Below are 16,024 nucleotides of genomic sequence, written 5' to 3'. Positions count from 1 at the left end.
CGCTGTTGAGTTCTCAAGGAACGGACACTTCCTTCGGACCGCCTTCCAGCGGGCCCTCCGGGCGCTTCGTTCTTTCGTGTTTCCAGCTTATCAGACGTTTTCCGCTCCGTTTTCCGGAGTTTCATTCATCCGATTTCCCGAACTGGCCGGGGCCGCTTTCTGCGACACCTCCACGTTAGCGCATTCCGAGTGTTACTCGAAATTCACGCTCACCCGGATTGACGGGAACGCCAACCGACCCAAATCAATGGGCGACGAGGTGAGAGTGGGACTTGCCAGGTGAGGAGGCCGCTTCAGCGACTCGTTCAACACTAGGCCACCTGCACGTCATCGTCAAACGTCGAGGGCGGGATCCGGCTGGATCCCGCCCTCGACGTTCGAAGCCGCAGTTCAGCGGCGTCGGGTTTCGGTCACGCCGTGGCCGGCGCCAGCTCGGCCGCGGCCAGGTTGCGCTTGCCGCGGCGCAGGACCAGCCAGCGGCCGTGCAGCAGATCGGCCTCGGTGGGCACGGCCTCCTCGTCCGTCACCTTGACGTTGTTGAGGTAGGCACCACCCTCCTTGATCGTCCGGCGGGCGGCGGAGCGGCTGGGCGCCAGGCCGACGGCGACCAGCAGGTCGACCACGGGCTGGAGCTCGGTGACCTCGGCCTTGGGGACCTCGGCCAGCGCGGCGGCCAGGGTCGGGGCCTCCAGGTCGGCGAGGTCGCCCTGGCCGAACAGCGCCTTGGACGCGGCGACGGCGCGCTCGTACTGCTCGGCGCCGTGCACCAGCGTGGTCAGCTCCTCGGCGAGGGCGCGCTGGGCGAGGCGGGCGGCCGGGCGCTCGGTGGTCTCGCGCTCCAGCTCCTCGATCTCCTCCTTCGAGCGGAAGCTGAAGATCCGCAGGAAGTTGGAGACGTCCCGGTCGTCCGCGTTCAGCCAGAACTGGTAGAAGGCGTACGGGGTGGTCAGCTCGGGGTCGAGCCAGACCGTGCCGGACTCCGTCTTGCCGAACTTGGTGCCGTCGGCCTTGACGATCAGCGGCGTGGCCAGCGCGTGCACCGACTTGCCGTCGGCCTTGCGGATCAGGTCCGTGCCGGCGGTGAGGTTGCCCCACTGGTCGCTGCCGCCGGTCTGCAGGGTGCAGCCGTGGCGGCGGTTCAGCTCCAGGTAGTCCATGCCCTGGAGGATCTGGTAGCTGAACTCGGTGTAGCTGATGCCCGCGTCGGAGTTGAGCCGCCGGGCGACGGCCTCCTTGGCGATCATGTTGTTGACGCGGAAGTACTTGCCCACGTCGCGCAGCAGGCTGATGGCCGACATCCCGGAGGTCCAGTCCAGGTTGTTGACCATGCGCGCCGCGTACGGGCCCTCGAAGTCGAGGAAGCGCGAGATCTGGCCGCGCAGGCGCTCCACCCAGCCGGCCACCGTCTCGGGGTCGTTCAGGACGCGCTCGGCGGTGGGCTTCGGGTCGCCGATCAGGCCGGTGGCGCCGCCGACCAGGCCGAGCGGGAGGTTCCCCGCCTGCTGGATGCGGCGCATGGTGAGGATCTGCACCAGGTTGCCGAGGTGCAGGCTGGGGGCCGTCGGGTCGAAGCCGCAATAGAACGTGACCGGGCCGTCCGCGAACGCCTTGCGCAGTGCGTCCTCGTCGGTGGACAGGGCGATCAGCCCACGCCACCGCAGCTCGTCGACGATGTCCGTCACGGTCACGCTTCTCCTTCGGTCGGGCGTCCGCCCGGTGCGGACCCGGTTCGGCCGGGCCCCGGGCGCGGGACGACTCCAGCGTGGTAGAGCCTACGCGGTCGCGGCCAGCGGGTTTTCGCCGAGGCGGCGTACCGGACGCGTGCCGGACGCCTTCCGGGGACGTGCTGGGGGCGTGCCGGGGGACGTGCCCCGGGCGTGCCGGGAACGTGCCGGTGTCCGCTCCGCCGTCTCCACGGCCCCTGTCCGGCACCGGAAATTCCGTTGTTCGTCGGCCCCGGGCCCCTTCAGAGTGGTCCCACCGCCGTGCGGCGGCAGTGACGTGTGTGGAGACGGTCGTGCCGCCGTGGCACGCCCGTGGAAAGGGTGGGCCGAGGTGCGCAGCACGCTGGTTCTCAACGCAAGCTACGAGCCCCTGACGACGGTGTCGCTCCAGCGAGCCGTGGTCCTGGTGCTCCAGGACAAGGCCGTCGTGGAGCAGGCACATCCGCTGCGAACGGTCCGGGGAACCGGTGTCACCGTGCCGGTGCCACGGGTGATCAGACTGCAACGGTACGTACGGGTGCCGTTCCGACAACAGGCTCCGTGGTCGCGTCGTGGCGTGCTGGTCCGGGACCAGCACCTGTGCGCCTACTGCGGGCGCCGGGCGACCACGGTGGACCACCTGCAGCCGCGGTCGCGCGGTGGCGCCGACAGCTGGCTGAACACCGTGGCCGCCTGTGCCGAGGACAACCAGCGCAAGGCCGACCGGACGCCGGAGCAGGCCGGGATGAAACTGCTGCGCAATCCGTTCGTGCCGACGCCGCAGGCCACCCTGATGATGGCGCTGGGCCTGCGCGGCTCGGACGTCCGGGAGCTGGCCGAGTGGCTGCCGGCTGGCGCGCTCGCCCCCTCGGCGGCCTAGGGTCTCAGCCCTTCGCCTGGTACCCGGAGGCCGTCCCGAAGGTCGCCGCGTGCTCGGGCACCACGACGACCTGGCCGCCGCCGGTCAGTACCCGGCCGGAGACCAGGAGCGAGCCGGTGCCCTGCGGGAAGTTGCCGCCGACCGCCTCCTGGCCGCTCGCCAGGGAGAAGCGGCTGAGGTGGGCCGGCTGGTCGAGGCGTTCGTCGGCGGCGAGCACCAGCGCGCCGCCGTCGACGCCGACCGACCGGACCACGCCCTTCTCGGTGGCGGCGGACTTCCAGCGCTGCTTGCCGGTGTCCAGGTCGTAGCCGACGACGGAGACCGCGCCGCCGGTGCTCGCCGGGAGCAGCGTGGTGACGAGGGTCCGGTCCTGGAAGAAGACGCCGGGCGTGGCCGAAAAGGTGCCGTGGGCGACGTCCAGCCGGCCCTCGCCCGCCGCCACGGGGATCTCGGCGGCCGGGTCGCCGGTCGCGCCCCAGGCGAAGACCTTGTCGTCGCCCGGCTTCTCCCCGGTGGTGAGGACGACGGAGGGTTCGGCGGAGAGCACGGTGACGGTCTTCGGCTGGTTGTTCAGGCCGCGCCACCAGGCGACCTTGCCGTCGGCGGTGTTGAGCGAGACGGCCTGGTCCACGGGGGTGGAGTCGGCGCAGCTGCTGGCGACCATCACGGTCTTGCCGGCGACGCCGCCGGAGAGGGTGCAGAACTTGCCCTGCCCGGTGTACTGCCAGACGTCCTTGCCGTCGGCCGACTCCCAGGCGACGGCGCGGTCGTCGCCGACGGCGATCACCTTGTCGTCGGTGACCCCGACGTGGGCGTTGTAGGCGCCCTTCGCCTCGGAGACGGTCTTGGTCCAGGCGGTCTTGCCGGTCTTCACGTCGACGGCTGCGACCAGGGTGCACGGGGCCTTCGGGTCGGCCTGGGTGCGGAACAGGGCGGCGCCCAGGCCGGCCCCGTTCACGTTCGGCGAGAGCCCGCAGGGGACGGCGCCGGCGGCCGGCGGTTCGGCCGACCAGGCGGGCTTTCCGTCGGCCCGGTCGTAGGCGTGGACGCCGGACGCGTCGGCGCGCACCACCATGTCGGTCAGCAGCCAGCTGCCGACCAGGGTGTCGTCGGCGCCGGGCTGGGGCGCGGCGGCGGGCTGGGCGGACCAGGCCTTGGTGTGGGCGACGGTGAAGCCGGGCTCGGCGCCGGCGCTCTCGGCGGTGGCGTTGCCGCCGCCCTCGGCGGCGACCATCAGGCCCGCCGCCACCAGGACGCCGAGTGCGGCGACGCCGGCGCCGGCCCGGATCGTCAGGGCGCGGCGACTCGGCGCGTGCTCGGCGGAGACCACGGCGTCGGCGGCGGCCCGGGCCTTGGCCGCGAGCCCGGTCCGCGCGGCGCTGCCGCGGTCGGCGGCGGACGCGCTTGCCGTGGCCGGGGCCGCCACCGGCGTGGGCCCGGAGTCGCGCCCGGCCCTGGAGCCACGCCCGGTCCCGGCATCGCCCTCGGGTTCGGCATCACGCTCGGGCTCGGGCTCGGGGTCCGCATGGACGTAACCGTCGGCGGAGTACTCGGCGCCCGCCGGGGCGTACAGCTCCGCATCGGACGGCTGCTGCGGGACGGCGTACGGGGTGTACTGCTGCTGCTCGTAGACGGAGTACTGGGGGTACTGCTGGTACTGACCGTCCCCGTAGCCGGTCTGGCCGTAACCGGTCGGGCCCTGGCCGGTCAGGGCGTAGCCGTCGCCGGTGTACCCGCCCTGGCCGTACCCGGTCTCCCCGTACCCGGCGGTGTCGTATCCGGCGGTCCCGTACCCGGCGGTCCCGTACCCGGCGGTGTCGTACCCGGCGGTGTCGTACCCCCCGGTCCCGTAGGAGCCGGTCGCATAGGAGCCGGTCCCGTGCGGGGCGTCGGGGTACCCGTTGCTCCCCTGGGCCGCCTGTTCCTGCACCGCCTCCGGCCACTGCTGCGGAGGGCCGGACTGCCACTCCTGCTGCGGGTACCAGGGCTGCTGCGGGGCGTCGCCGAGGGGATCCTGAGCCATCCGTTCCGTCCCTCCCGACCGCCAGCAGTGCGGCAGTCAGCATCTCACGCCGCGGGGAGGGCTTTCCGGAGCGCCCCCTTCCGCCGGCGACGCGCACGGCGCCCCGGCGGAAGGGGGCGCTCCGGGGCTCCGGGTTCGGCGCTCCGGGGCCCCGCCGTCACCCGGTCCTGCCCGCTCAGGCGGACTCGGCGCTCATGGCGGCGTCGATCCGGGCGGCCAGGGTGAAGTCGAGGGCGGTGAGACCGCCCGCGCTGTGGGTGGAGAGGGCGAAGTGCAGGGTGCGCCAGCGGATGTCGATGTCGGGGTGGTGGTCCAGCGCCTCGGCCTGCTCGGCCACCGCGACGACCACCCGGATCGCCGCCGGGAAGTCACGGGCGTCGGCGGTGCGGACGATGGTGCCGTCGCCTTCCCGGCTCCACTCCGGCAGGTCCGCGAGGGCGGCCGCGATCTCGTCCTCGTTCAGGCGTGCTCTGCTGCTCATCGGTCCGCTCCGCTGCGTCGGGGTGAGGGGTCAGACCTTCCGGCGCGGACGGGGCACCAGTTCGCCGCCGCAGTTGGGGCAGGTGGCGGCCATGGTCTCGGTGCAGTCCGGGCAGAAGGTGCACTCGTAGGAGCATAGGAAGGCGGGGCCGTCCGCGGTCAGCGACACCTCGCAGCGCTCGCAGATCTCGCGCATTTCCAGGGCCATGGGGATCCTTCGGGGAGCAGGAGGCGTCCGGGAACGGCGCCGAAGCAACGCCGGGGAACGCCGTGAGGTGACGTCGGATCAGCTGATGAGCAGCTTGGTGACGGCGGCCAGGCCGACCACCACGATCACGCCGCGCAGGGCGGTCGGCGGCAGCTTGCGGCCGACCTTGGCGCCGAGCAGGCCGCCGCAGAGCGAGCCGGCCGCGATCAGGCCGGCGGCCGCCCAGTTGACGGTCGAGGTGAAGAGGAAGAACAGCGCGGCGACGCCGTTGACGATCATCGCCAGAGCGTTCTTCACGGCGTTGATCCGCTGGAGGTCCTCCTGGAGGAGCATGCCCATCAGGGCCAGCAGCAGGACGCCCTGGGCCGCGCCGAAGTAGCCGCCGTAGATGCCGGTCAGGAAGACGCCGGCGAGCAGCATCGCGCCGCCGTCCGGGTCTCCCCCGGGCTTGCGGCGGGCGGCGACGGCCTTGGCCACCCGTGGCTGGATCACGACCAGGACGAGGGCCAGCAGGATGAGCACCGGGACGATCGCGTCGAAGGCGGCGCTCGGCAGTTCGATCAGCAGCACCGCGCCGACCAGTCCGCCGAGCAGCGAGGCGGTGCCAAGGCGCAGCAGCCGGCGGCCCTGGTCGGCCAGCTCGCGCCGGTAGCCGATCACGCCGCTGGCCGAACCGGGCACCAGGCCGAAGGAGTTGGAGACGTTGGCGGTGACCGGCGGGATGCCGACGGCGAGCAGGACGGGGAACGTGATCAGGGTTCCGGAGCCGACGATCACGTTGATCATCCCGGCTCCGACGCCCGCCACCAGGACGGCGATCGCCTCCCAGAACGTCATGGGCCACCTCTCGTCTCGGTCCTGTCCGAGGCGATCATGCCGGACGGCGGGCCGGGCCTACCAGGGCCGCCCACGATTCGGGACGTACACCACACCTTCCCCGGGAACGCCCGAGGGCCCGCCCCCATGAGGTAAGGGGGCGGGCCCTCGGCGGCGCGTGGCCGGCCTACTCGCGTCGATCTATTCGGGGTCGGTCTACTCGGGGTCGATCTTCCGGTACTCGCGCGCGGGGTCGACCCGGGGCCGGGCGGCCCCCTTGGTGTCGGTGTCCAGTGGGCGCGGACCGGCCGACGGGTCGAGCGGCACCTGGGTGGCCGCCGGGGCCGCGGCGCTGGGGGCCGCGACCGCGCTGCCGTTCAGGCCGCCGTTGCCGGTCAGGCCGGTGAACGCGCCGCCGAGGCCCTTGAGCGCGTCGCCGACCTCGCTCGGGATGATCCACAGCTTGTTGGAGTCGCCCTTGGCCAGCTCGGGGAGGGTCTGCAGGTACTGGTAGGCGAGCAGCTTCTGGTCGGCGTCGCCGTCGTGGATCGCCTCGAAGACGGTCCGGATCGCGGCCGCCTCACCGTCGGCGCGCAGCACCGCGGCCTGGGCCTCACCCTCGGCCTTGAGCACCTCGGCCTGCTTCTCACCTTCGGCCTTGAGGATCTGCGCCTGCCGCTGGCCCTCGGCGGTGAGGATCGCGGCGCGCTTGTCCCGGTCGGCGCGCATCTGCTTCTCCATCGAGTCCTGGATGGAGGTCGGCGGCTCGATCGCCTTCAGCTCGACGCGGTTGACCCGGATGCCCCACTTGCCGGTGGCCTCGTCCAGCACGCCGCGCAGGCCGGCGTTGATGACCTCGCGGGAGGTCAGGGTGGATTCGAGGTCCATCGAGCCGATGATGTTGCGCAGCGTGGTGACGGTGAGCTGCTCGATCGCCTGGATGTAGCTGGCGACCTCGTAGGTGGCGGCGCGCGGGTCGGTCACCTGGTAGTAGATGACCGTGTCGATGTTGACGACCAGGTTGTCCTGGGTGATCACCGGCTGCGGCGGGAAGGGCACGACCTGCTCGCGCAGGTCGATCCGGTTGCGTACCCGGTCGATGAACGGGACGACGATGTTCAGGCCGGCGTTGAGCGTCCGGGTGTAGCGGCCGAAGCGCTCCACGATCGCGGCGCTGGCCTGCGGGATGACCTGAATCGTCTTGATCAGCGCGATGAATGCCACCACGACCAGGACGACCAGGACGATAAGGACGGGTTCCACGGACTCTCCCCTAGACGACCAGGGCGGTCGCGCCCTGGATTTCGACGACGTCGACCTGCTGCCCCGGCTCGTACACACTGCCGGGGTTGAGCGCGCGGGCCGACCAGATCTCGCCGTTGAGCTTGATCCGCCCGCCCTCCCCGTCGACTTGTTCCGCGACGACCGCGGTGGCGCCCTTGAGCGCCTCGATGCCCATCTTGATCTGCGGGCCCTTCCGCAACTGCCGGTAGGCGATCGGCCGGACCACGACCAGCAGGCCGACCGAGACGGCGACGAAGGTCAGGAGCTGCCAGACCGCTCCGGCGCCCAGCCCGGCGACGCCGGCGGCGGCGAGCGCGCCGACCGCGAACATGGCCAGCTCCGGCATCGCGGTGATCACCAGCGGTATGCCGAGGCCGACGGCGGCCAGGAGCCACCAGATCCAGCTGTCCACGTGTCCATCCTAGGGAGCGAAGGGCCTTCGAGGCGGTCAGTTCCCGCAGGTGGAGGGACGGAAACCGGTCGCATGCGCGACCGGTTCCAGTTCAGCGAATTCAGGGTGCCGGCGGCCGGAACGGACCGGTCGGCGGGGCCGGGTGGGGCCGGGTCAGCCGAGCGGCAGGCCCTGCGCGGACCAGCGGTCGCCGTGGCGCTCCAGGGTGAGCGGCAGGCCGAAGCACTTGGACAGGTTGCGCGCCGTCAGCTCGGTGTCGATCGGGCCGGCGGTGAGCACCTTGCCCTGACGGATCATCAGGACGTGGGTGAAGCCGGGGGCGATCTCCTCGACGTGGTGGGTGACCATGGCGATGGCCGGCGCGAACTCGTCCTGGGCCAGCGCGCCGAGGCGGCGGACCAGGTCCTCGCGGCCGCCGAGGTCGAGGCCGGCGGCCGGCTCGTCCAGCAGCAGCAGCTCGGGGTCGGTCATCAGGGCGCGCGCGATCAGGGTGCGCTTCTTCTCGCCCTCGGAGAGGGTGCCGAACTTGCGGGCGGTCAGGCCCGTCATGCCCAGCCGGTCCAGCAGGACGAGCGCGCGGGACTCGTCGGACTGTTCGTACTGCTCCTGCCAGCTCACGGTCATGCCGTACGCGGCGGTGAGCACCGTCTGCAGCACGGTCTGCTCGGCGGGCAGCTTGTCGAACATCGCGGCGCCGGCCAGGCCGATCCGGGAGCGCAGCTCGAAGACGTCGACCTCGCCGAGCTTCTCGCCGAGCACGGACACCTTGCCGGAGGTCGGGAAGAGGTACGTGGAGGCGATCTGCAGCAGGGTGGTCTTGCCGGCGCCGTTGGGGCCGAGGATCACCCAGCGCTCGCCCTCGGAGATGGACCACGAGACCTGGTCGACCAGCGCGCGCTCCTCCCGGACCACGGATACGTCCACCAGCTCCAGCACGTCGCTCATGCCTACGCCTTCCCCAATACAGAAATCACGGCCGTCGGTGCGGGCGGGCAGCCTACCCCGGCGGCCGGGTGGCACGGGGTGGGTGCGCCGCACACGCATGGGCAAACCTACGCCACGCGGATGACCGCCGATTCCGTAGGCTGGCCGGATGCTCGCGACTCCTGCCGACAATCCGTACGAAGAACCCCGTTCGGGGCGGCTGACCGCCTGGGGCAACGCCCTGCTGGCCGGCCTGGTGCCGCCCGACAACGCCGCCGCGGCCGTCCTCGGCGACGACGAGAGCCACCGGGTGACCGGTCTGCCCGGGGACGCGCCGGGCGAGCAGCACGGGCTCACCTGGGCGCTCGGACGGCTCCGGGTGCTGGGCGTGAAGGGCCTGCGGCTGGCCCTGCCGAGCGCCGGGCACCCGCTCGGGCTGACCGGCCCGCCGGCCTTCAACGAGCGCGCGATGGGCGCGGGCGAGGCCGTGCTGGCCGTCGGGGTGCCGCTCGGGCTGGTCCCGGAGGTCGAGGTGTTCGGCCCGGCCGGGGACCGCTCGGCGACGGTGCTCTGGCGCTGCGCCGAGGTGAACGACGCCCCGCCGGCCGACGTGCCCTCGCTGCACGAGGCCGAGCGCGAGCTGTCGGACGGCCTGCGCGAGGCGACCCTGCTGCTCACCCGCCTCGACGTGGCCGGGGCCGGCCCGGAGGCGCTGCGCTCGCTGGACGCGTTCCGCCGGCGCGGGCACGTCGAGCTGCTCGCCCCCGGGTACCCGCCGCGGGCCGTGCGGGTGCTGGAGTCGGCGCGGCAGGTCGGCGCGCTGCTCGCGATCGCCGCCGACAGCCACGGCGCCGCGGTCAGCGCCTCCGAGATGGCGGCCCGCCGGTCCGTCCTGGAGCCGCTGCGCCGCACCGCCCGGCGCGCCCAGGTGGCGGCGTACAACGCCCTGGTGGACGAGCGGTAGCGGACGCCCCCGGAGCCGCCCCCGCCCGCCGCCCCCTCGGCTAGCCGCCGTCGCGGGCCTGGTCGTCGCGGGCCTGGCCGTTGCGGACGGCCCAGAGGGCGGCCTGGGTGCGGTCGGCGAGGTCCAGCTTCATCAGGATGTTGGAGACGTGCGTCTTCACGGTCTTCTCGGACAGGTGCAGGCTGCGGGCGATCTCCCGGTTGGAGCGGCCGTCCGCGATGTGGCCGAGGACCTCGCGCTCGCGCTCGGTCAGGGTGCCGCCGCGGCCCTGCGGCGGGCGCGGGCCGTCGTCGGCGAGCAGGGCCTCGGCCAGCTCGGGCTGGAGCAGCACGTGACCCGCGTGCACCGAGCGGATCGCGCCGGCCAGCGCCTCCGGGTCGACGTCCTTGTACACGTACCCGGCGGCGCCGGCCCGCAGCGCGGGGACCATGGTGCGGTGCTCGGTGAAGCTGGTGACGATCAGGATCCGGGCCCGGCTGCCCTCGCCCTTGAGCGTGCGCAGCGCCTCGATGCCGTCCACGCCGGGCATCTTGAGGTCCATCAGCACGACGTCCGGGTCGAGTTCGCGGGCCCGCTCGACGCCCTCGGCACCGTCGGCGGCCTCCCCGACGACCTCGATGTCGTCCTGGACCTCCAGGAAGGTGCGCAGTCCGCGCCGGACCACCTGGTGGTCGTCGACCAGCAGGACGCGGATCGACGGTGTGCTCTCAGGCACCGGGGACCTCCATCTCGACGAGCGTCCCCCGGCCGGGGGCGGACTCCAGGACGAGCGTGCCGCCGACGGCGGCCGCGCGGTCGCGCATCGAGGCCAGGCCGAGGTGACGGCCGGCCCTGCGGACGGATTCGGGGTCGAAGCCGCGCCCGTCGTCGCGCACCCGCAGCACGGCACCGCGCGCTGGCGTCCCGGCCAGGGTGACGGTGACCCGGTCGGCACCGGAGTGCCGCAGCGCGTTGTGCAGCGCCTCCTGGGCGACCCGCAGCAACGCGGCCTCCTGGGCGGGCGGCAGGGCGCGGACCCCGTCGGCGGCGAAGGCGACGTCGGCGGTGTGCGCGCGGTCGAGGACCTGCACCTGGGAGGCGAGGGTGGCGCTCAGCCCGTCCTCCTCCAGCGCGGCGGGGCGCAGCTCCACGACGACGGCGCGCAGTTCGTCGGCGGCCTCGGCGGCCAGCCGGGCGACCTCGGCGAGCTCGGCGCGGGCCCGGGCCGGGTCGCGGTCGACGAGCTTGGCGGCGGCCTTGGCGGTGAGGCGCAGCGAGAAGAGCTTCTGCGAGACGGCGTCGTGCAGGTCGTGGGCGATCCGGGCGCGTTCGCCGGCCAGGGTGAGCTCGCGGCTGCGCTCGTAGAGGCGGGCGTTGGAGAGGGCGAGGGCGGCGTGCGCGGCGAGGATCCGCAGCAACTCCTCGTCGTGGTCGGTGAACAGGCCGCCGCCGCGCTTGTTGGCGAGGAAGATGACGCCCATCACCTGCGGCTCGTCCTCGGCCGCGTCGGTGTCCAGGACCGGCATGCCGAGGAAGGCGTCCATCTCGGGGTGGGCGGCGGGCCAGCCGCCGAACGCGGGGGCCCGGCGGACGTCGGCGAGCCGGGTCGGCCCGGTCTCGTGCAGCATCTCGGCGAGGACGCCGTGCTGGCGGGGCAGCGGGCCGATCGCCCGCCACTGCTCGTCGGTGACGCCGTCGACCACGAACTGGGCGAAGCCGCCGTGGTCGTCGGGCACGCCCAGGGCCGCGTACTCGGCGCCGAGCAGTTCCCGGGCGGAGGCGGTGATGCGGCGCAGCACCTCGCGGACCTCCAGGTGCCGGCTCATGGCGAGCAGCGCCTGGCTGACGGCCTCGATCCCGGACAGGCAGGGGTCGCAGGCGGGCAGCGGGCCATCGTGGGCCGGCGGGCCGACCGGTATCCGGTCGACGGGCAGCAGGCCGGTCCGGGGACGGCGGTCACTGGACGAGGTGGGCATACCGCCAAACTACCGCCGCGCCCGGGGCGCTCGCGTCCGCCTGCGGCCGCGCCGGTCGCAGGTCTGCGGACCTAGGCCGAAGGGCTCGGGAAACGCGGAGGGCCCGGGAAACGCGGAGGGCGGCCCTCCCCGTACCGGGAAGAGCCGCCCTCGGGGCGACGGGCGTCAGCCCTTCTGCATGACCTCGGGCTCGTGACGGCGCTGCAGGCGCGTGATGATGAGGCCGAGGACCACCGAGATCACCACCAGCGCACCGGCGTCGATCAGCAGCTGGGCGATGCTGTGGTCCCACAGCTGGTCGTAGTCGGGGTTGTTGAAGTCCTTGTTCCAGGGACCGAGGAGCTTCGAGAGGTCCAGCGTGGTGGCGACCATCGCGGTGCCCCAGCGGGCCGGCATCAGCCAGGCGACCTGCTCCAGACCGGGCTTGCCGAAGATCTGGAAGAGGCAGCCGGTGAAGACGACCTGGACGATGGCGAACATGACCAGCAGCGGCATGGTCTTCTCGGCGGTCTTCACCAGCGCGGAGATCATCAGGCCGAACATCATCGCGGCGAAGCTCAGCAGGATCATGCCGATGGTCATCTCGACGATCGGCAGGTTGTCGACGATCAGGCCGTGCTTGGGGAGCTTGCGCGGCAGGAAGCCGACGGCGGAGATGATCGCGCCCTGGATCACGCTGAAGATGCCCAGCACGATGATCTTGGACATCATGTACGCCGAGCGGGAGAGCCCGGTGGCCCGTTCCCGTTCGTAGATCGCCCGCTCCTTGATCAACTCACGGACCGAGTTGGCCGCGCCGGAGAAGCAGGCGCCGATCGCCAGGATCAGCATGATCGTCGCGGCCCCGCTGTTGAGCCCGAGCTGGCTCTTCGGGTTCGGCGCCAGGCCCGGTTCGTTGGGGATCAGCACGCTGACCGCGCCGATGACCGCGGGCAGCAGCACCGACAGGGCCAGGAAGCCGCGGTCGGAGGCGAGCACGGAGATGTAGCGGCGCATCAGCGTCCACAGCTGCGAGCCCCAGCTCTGCGGCTTCGGCGGCCGTACGGCCTCCTGGGCCACCTGCACGTGCTGCACCTCGCCCGCCTCCACGGTGGGGGCGGAGTACTGCTGGTAGTGCACCGAACCGCGGTAGCGGCCGGCCCAGTCGTGGTCCGGGTAGTTCTCGAAGGCCTGGAAGACGTCGGCCCAGGTCTCGTACCCGAAGAAGTGCAGCGCCTCGTCCGGCGGGCCGAAGTAGGCCACCGAGCCGCCCGGCGCCATCACCAGCAGCCGGTCGCAGAGCGCGAGTTCGGCCACCGAGTGGGTGACGACCAGGATGGTGCGGCCGTCGTCGGCGAGGCCGCGCAGCATCTGCATGACCTCGCGGTCCATGCCCGGGTCGAGGCCCGAGGTGGGCTCGTCCAGGAAGATCAGCGACGGCTTGGTGAGCAGCTCCAGGGCGACCGAGACGCGCTTCTGCTGGCCGCCGGAGAGCGCGGTGATCTTGTTGTCGGCGCGCTTGTCGAGGCGCAGCTCGTACAGCACCTCGTCGATCCGGGCCTCGCGCTCGCGCGCCTCGGTGTCGCCGGGGAAGCGCAGCCGGGCCGCGTACTTGAGGCCGGTGCGGACCGTCAGCTCCTTGTGCAGGATCTCCGACTGCGGCACCAGGCCGATGCGCGAGCGCAGTTCGGCGAACTGCTTGTACAGGTTGCGGCCGTCGTACAGGACGTCGCCGCGGTCGGCGGGGCGGTAGCCGGTGAGGGCGCGCAGCAGGGTGGACTTGCCGGAGCCGGACGGGCCGATGACCGCGACCAGGGACTTCTCCGGGACGCCGAAGCTGACGTCGTTGAGCAGGATCTTCTTGGCGCCCTTGTGCTCGACCTCGACGGTCAGGTGGCGGGCGGAGAAGGAGACCGCGCCGGTGTCGACGAACTCCTGCAGCTGGTCGCCGACCAGCACGAAGCTGGAGTGGCCGACGGTCAGCCGGTCCTGCGGTCCCATCAGCTGACGCTGGACGCGCTGGCCGTTGAGGAAGATGCCGTTGTGGCTGCCGAGGTCGACGATCTCGTACCGGCCGTCGGGCAGCTGGCGCAGCTCGGCGTGGTGGCGGGAGACCTGGAGGTCGGAGACCACGATGTCGTTGTCGAGCGCGCGACCGATCCGGACGGTGTTCATGCCGGCGGACAGGCTGCGGATCATCGTCGGCTGCGGGCCGCCGGCGTCGTGTTGCGGAGTGTGCTGCTGCGGGAAGCCGCCGTGCTGCGGACTCTGCTGCTGCGGGAAGCCCTGCTGCTGCCCGGGCCACTGCTGCTGGGCCTGCGGCGCGAACGGCTGCTGCTGCGGCTGCTGCTGGGCCCACGGCTGGGCGGGCGGCTGCTGCTGCTGGACGGGCGGCTGGGGCGCCGGGGTGTGGCTGCGGCTGGTCGCCGCCTCGTGCCAGGCGGGCGCCGGCGCGGCGGCCTGGGCGGGCGCGGAGAAGTTCAGCCGCGGCCCGTTCTCGGCGTTGCCGAGGTTGACCACGGCCCCCGGGAAGAGCTGGGCCTGCATCGTGCGGGCACCGCCGGTGTAGGTGCCGTTGGTGCTCCCGTGGTCGTCGAGCTGCCAACCCGCCCCGTTGAAGGAGATGGTGGCGTGCTGCCAGGAGACCCTGGCGTCGTCGAACGGGAAGTCCGACTGAGGGTTGCGCCCGATGGTGTAGGACCGCCCCGGCTCCAATGTCCGCTGCTGCCCGTTGATCTCAATGACGAGTTGCGGCACTGCTCGCCTGCCCCGCTCTCTCGGTCCCCCGATTGTGGCCCCCGACCGGGGGTGCGATGTCCTGAATCTGACGGGGGAATCATTCCAGTCCGTCTCCCGTTGATGAAAGTCACCCCCGGTGACTGTGACCAGGCGGCAACGATTCGCGGACGGCCCCGCCACCACCACCCGGACGGCCCCGCGGCCGCCCCCCGATGTCACCGCTGCGCAACCGCCCCGTCACCCGGGCCGTGCGCACACCGCCCACCGGCCTGCCGGTGCCTCGTCCACGACGCGGACGGGTGCCCTGGCCCCGCCGGTCGGCGGGTAGCGTGGGAGGCACCATGAACGCATCGCCCTTGGCCGCTGAGCCTCTCCCCGCCCCGCAGCCCCGGACCGAGGACGAGCGCACCCTGCTCGTCAAGGTGTTCGGCAAGGACCGTCCCGGCATCACCGCCGGCCTCTTCGCCACGCTGGCCCGGTTCGACGTCGACGTGATCGACATCGAGCAGGTCGTGACCCGTGGCCGGATAACGCTGTGTGCCCTGGTCACCCCGCCGGCCGGCGGCACCCCCGGTGCCGAGGGCGAGCTGCGCACGACCGTGCACCGCTGGGCCGAGGAGCAGAAGCTCCAGGCCGAGATCATCTCCGGCATCGGCGACAACCGGCCGCGCCGCGAGGGCCGCTCGCACGTCACCGTGCTGGGCCACCCGCTGACCGCCTCCGCGGTCTCCGCGCTCACCTCCCGGATCAGCGACGCGGGCGGCAACATCGACCGTGTCTTCCGGCTCGCCAAGTACCCGGTGACCGCCGTCGAGCTGGCCGTCTCCGGTGTCGCCACCGACCGGCTCCGTGCCGAGCTGGCCCAGGAGGCGGCCACCCAGCGGGTGGACATCGCCGTGGTGGCGGCCGGCCTGGAGCGCCGGGCCAAGCGGCTGGTGGTGATGGACGTCGACTCGACCCTGATCCAGGACGAGGTGATCGAGCTGTTCGCGGCCCACGCGGGCTGCGAGGAGAAGGTCGCCGAGGTGACGGCCGCGGCGATGCGCGGCGAGCTGGACTTCGCCGAGTCGCTGCGCGCCCGGGTGGCGCTGCTGGCCGGCCTGGACGCCGGGGTGACCGAGAAGGTGCGCACGGAGGTCCGGTTCACGCCGGGGGCGCGCACCCTGATCCGGACGCTGCAGCGGCTGGGCTTCCAGGTCGCGGTGGTCTCCGGCGGGTTCACCCAGGTCACCGACCACCTGGTGGAGCAGCTGGGGCTGGACTTCGCGGCGGCCAACACCCTGGAGGTGGTGGACGGCAGGTTCACCGGCCGGGTGGTCGGCGAGATCGTCGACCGGGCCGGCAAGGCCCGCTGGCTCGCCCGCTTCGCCGAGCAGGCCAAGGTGCCGCTGGAGCAGACGGTCGCGATCGGCGACGGCGCCAACGACCTGGACATGCTGAACGCGGCCGGGCTGGGCGTGGCCTTCAACGCCAAGCCGGTGGTGCGGGAGGCCGCGGACACCGCGGTGAACGTGCCCTTCCTGGACACCGTGCTCTACCTGCTGGGCATCACCCGGGAAGAGGTCGAGGCGGCCGACGCGCTGCACGGCACCCCGACCGAGTAGCCGCCGGGCGTGCGCGAGGGGCGCGAGGACACCGTCCCGCGCCCCTCGCGCAC

General features: G+C 72.6%; 14 protein-coding genes. 3 read left to right on the top strand and 11 right to left on the bottom strand.

Annotated elements, in window-relative coordinates; translation table 11 throughout:
- Positions 1–410: 410 nt before the first annotated feature.
- Entirely contained in the window at positions 411–1,682 is a 1,272-nt protein-coding gene (gene tyrS, locus ABZ885_RS13795) for a tyrosine--tRNA ligase (RefSeq protein ID WP_360187329.1), read from the bottom strand.
- 373 nt (positions 1,683–2,055) lie between these two features.
- On the opposite strand from tyrS, the gene ABZ885_RS13790 reads away from it, so the two are divergent.
- Entirely contained in the window at positions 2,056–2,583 is a 528-nt protein-coding gene (locus ABZ885_RS13790; protein WP_360187323.1) for an HNH endonuclease, read from the top strand.
- Positions 2,584–2,587: 4 nt separating this feature from the next.
- On the opposite strand, the gene ABZ885_RS13785 is transcribed toward ABZ885_RS13790, so the two are convergent.
- From ABZ885_RS13785 to ABZ885_RS13755, 7 genes are all read right to left on the bottom strand, one after another.
- Positions 2,588–4,606, bottom strand: a complete 2,019-nt coding sequence (locus ABZ885_RS13785; RefSeq protein ID WP_360187321.1) for a PQQ-binding-like beta-propeller repeat protein — start codon at positions 4,604–4,606, stop codon at positions 2,588–2,590.
- A gap of 175 nt (positions 4,607–4,781) precedes the next feature.
- The gene (locus ABZ885_RS13780; protein ID WP_360187319.1) at positions 4,782–5,087 is read right to left on the bottom strand and encodes a 4a-hydroxytetrahydrobiopterin dehydratase; all 306 of its coding nucleotides are present in this window, start codon (positions 5,085–5,087) and stop codon (positions 4,782–4,784) included.
- 30 nt (positions 5,088–5,117) lie between these two features.
- On the bottom strand, positions 5,118–5,294 hold the full coding sequence (locus tag ABZ885_RS13775) for a DUF1272 domain-containing protein (protein ID WP_360187317.1): 177 nt from the start codon (positions 5,292–5,294) through the stop codon (positions 5,118–5,120).
- A gap of 78 nt (positions 5,295–5,372) precedes the next feature.
- Entirely contained in the window at positions 5,373–6,131 is a 759-nt protein-coding gene (locus ABZ885_RS13770; RefSeq protein ID WP_360187315.1) for a sulfite exporter TauE/SafE family protein, read from the bottom strand.
- A 195-nt stretch (positions 6,132–6,326) separates the two neighbouring features.
- On the bottom strand, positions 6,327–7,373 hold the full coding sequence (locus ABZ885_RS13765) for an SPFH domain-containing protein (protein WP_360187314.1): 1,047 nt from the start codon (positions 7,371–7,373) through the stop codon (positions 6,327–6,329).
- 10 nt (positions 7,374–7,383) lie between these two features.
- A complete protein-coding gene (locus ABZ885_RS13760; RefSeq protein ID WP_360187312.1) occupies positions 7,384–7,806 on the bottom strand; it encodes an NfeD family protein in 423 nt (140 codons plus the stop codon).
- 153 nt (positions 7,807–7,959) lie between these two features.
- Complete coding sequence (locus ABZ885_RS13755; protein ID WP_360187311.1) at positions 7,960–8,751, bottom strand: ABC transporter ATP-binding protein; 792 nt, start codon at positions 8,749–8,751, stop codon at positions 7,960–7,962.
- Positions 8,752–8,899: 148 nt separating this feature from the next.
- Between ABZ885_RS13755 and ABZ885_RS13750 the strand changes: the two genes are divergently transcribed.
- Positions 8,900–9,694, top strand: a complete 795-nt coding sequence (locus tag ABZ885_RS13750) for a hypothetical protein (protein ID WP_360187309.1) — start codon at positions 8,900–8,902, stop codon at positions 9,692–9,694.
- Positions 9,695–9,734: 40 nt separating this feature from the next.
- On the opposite strand, the gene ABZ885_RS13745 is transcribed toward ABZ885_RS13750, so the two are convergent.
- The 3 genes from ABZ885_RS13745 to ABZ885_RS13735 all read right to left on the bottom strand — a co-directional run bounded on the left by ABZ885_RS13745 (position 9,735) and on the right by ABZ885_RS13735 (position 14,385).
- On the bottom strand, positions 9,735–10,409 hold the full coding sequence (locus tag ABZ885_RS13745) for a response regulator transcription factor (protein ID WP_360187308.1): 675 nt from the start codon (positions 10,407–10,409) through the stop codon (positions 9,735–9,737).
- Positions 10,402–11,499, bottom strand: a complete 1,098-nt coding sequence (locus ABZ885_RS13740; RefSeq protein WP_360187327.1) for a GAF domain-containing sensor histidine kinase — start codon at positions 11,497–11,499, stop codon at positions 10,402–10,404. Before ABZ885_RS13740 ends, ABZ885_RS13745 begins: the two co-directional genes overlap by 8 nt.
- Positions 11,500–11,814: 315 nt before the next feature.
- Positions 11,815–14,385: an FHA domain-containing protein gene (locus ABZ885_RS13735; protein ID WP_360187306.1), complete on the bottom strand. Its 2,571-nt coding sequence runs from the start codon at positions 14,383–14,385 to the stop codon at positions 11,815–11,817.
- Between the two features lie 323 nt (positions 14,386–14,708).
- Here ABZ885_RS13735 and serB point away from each other — a divergent pair, with 323 nt between their 5' ends.
- Entirely contained in the window at positions 14,709–15,971 is a 1,263-nt protein-coding gene (gene serB, locus ABZ885_RS13730; RefSeq protein WP_360187304.1) for a phosphoserine phosphatase SerB, read from the top strand.
- Positions 15,972–16,024: the final 53 nt, after the last annotated feature.

The organism is Kitasatospora sp. NPDC047058 (assembly GCF_040643935.1).
In the GTDB taxonomy this organism is placed as follows: Bacteria; Actinomycetota; Actinomycetes; order Streptomycetales; family Streptomycetaceae; genus Kitasatospora.
This window is presented reverse-complemented; position numbering and strand designations above follow the sequence as displayed.

Bases quoted from the DNA above. Each gene is read 5' to 3' on its own strand.
- serB (WP_360187304.1), top strand. From the start codon at position 14,709: ATGAACGCATCGCCCTTGGCCGCTGAGCCTCTCCCCGCCCCGCAGCCC.
- ABZ885_RS13755 (WP_360187311.1), bottom strand. From the start codon at position 8,751: ATGAGCGACGTGCTGGAGCTGGTGGACGTATCCGTGGTCCGGGAGGAG.
- ABZ885_RS13780 (WP_360187319.1), bottom strand. From the start codon at position 5,087: ATGAGCAGCAGAGCACGCCTGAACGAGGACGAGATCGCGGCCGCCCTC.
- ABZ885_RS13770 (WP_360187315.1), bottom strand. From the start codon at position 6,131: ATGACGTTCTGGGAGGCGATCGCCGTCCTGGTGGCGGGCGTCGGAGCC.
- ABZ885_RS13775 (WP_360187317.1), bottom strand. From the start codon at position 5,294: ATGGCCCTGGAAATGCGCGAGATCTGCGAGCGCTGCGAGGTGTCGCTG.
- ABZ885_RS13750 (WP_360187309.1), top strand. From the start codon at position 8,900: ATGCTCGCGACTCCTGCCGACAATCCGTACGAAGAACCCCGTTCGGGG.
- ABZ885_RS13785 (WP_360187321.1), bottom strand. From the start codon at position 4,606: ATGGCTCAGGATCCCCTCGGCGACGCCCCGCAGCAGCCCTGGTACCCG.
- ABZ885_RS13740 (WP_360187327.1), bottom strand. From the start codon at position 11,499: ATGAGCCGGCACCTGGAGGTCCGCGAGGTGCTGCGCCGCATCACCGCC.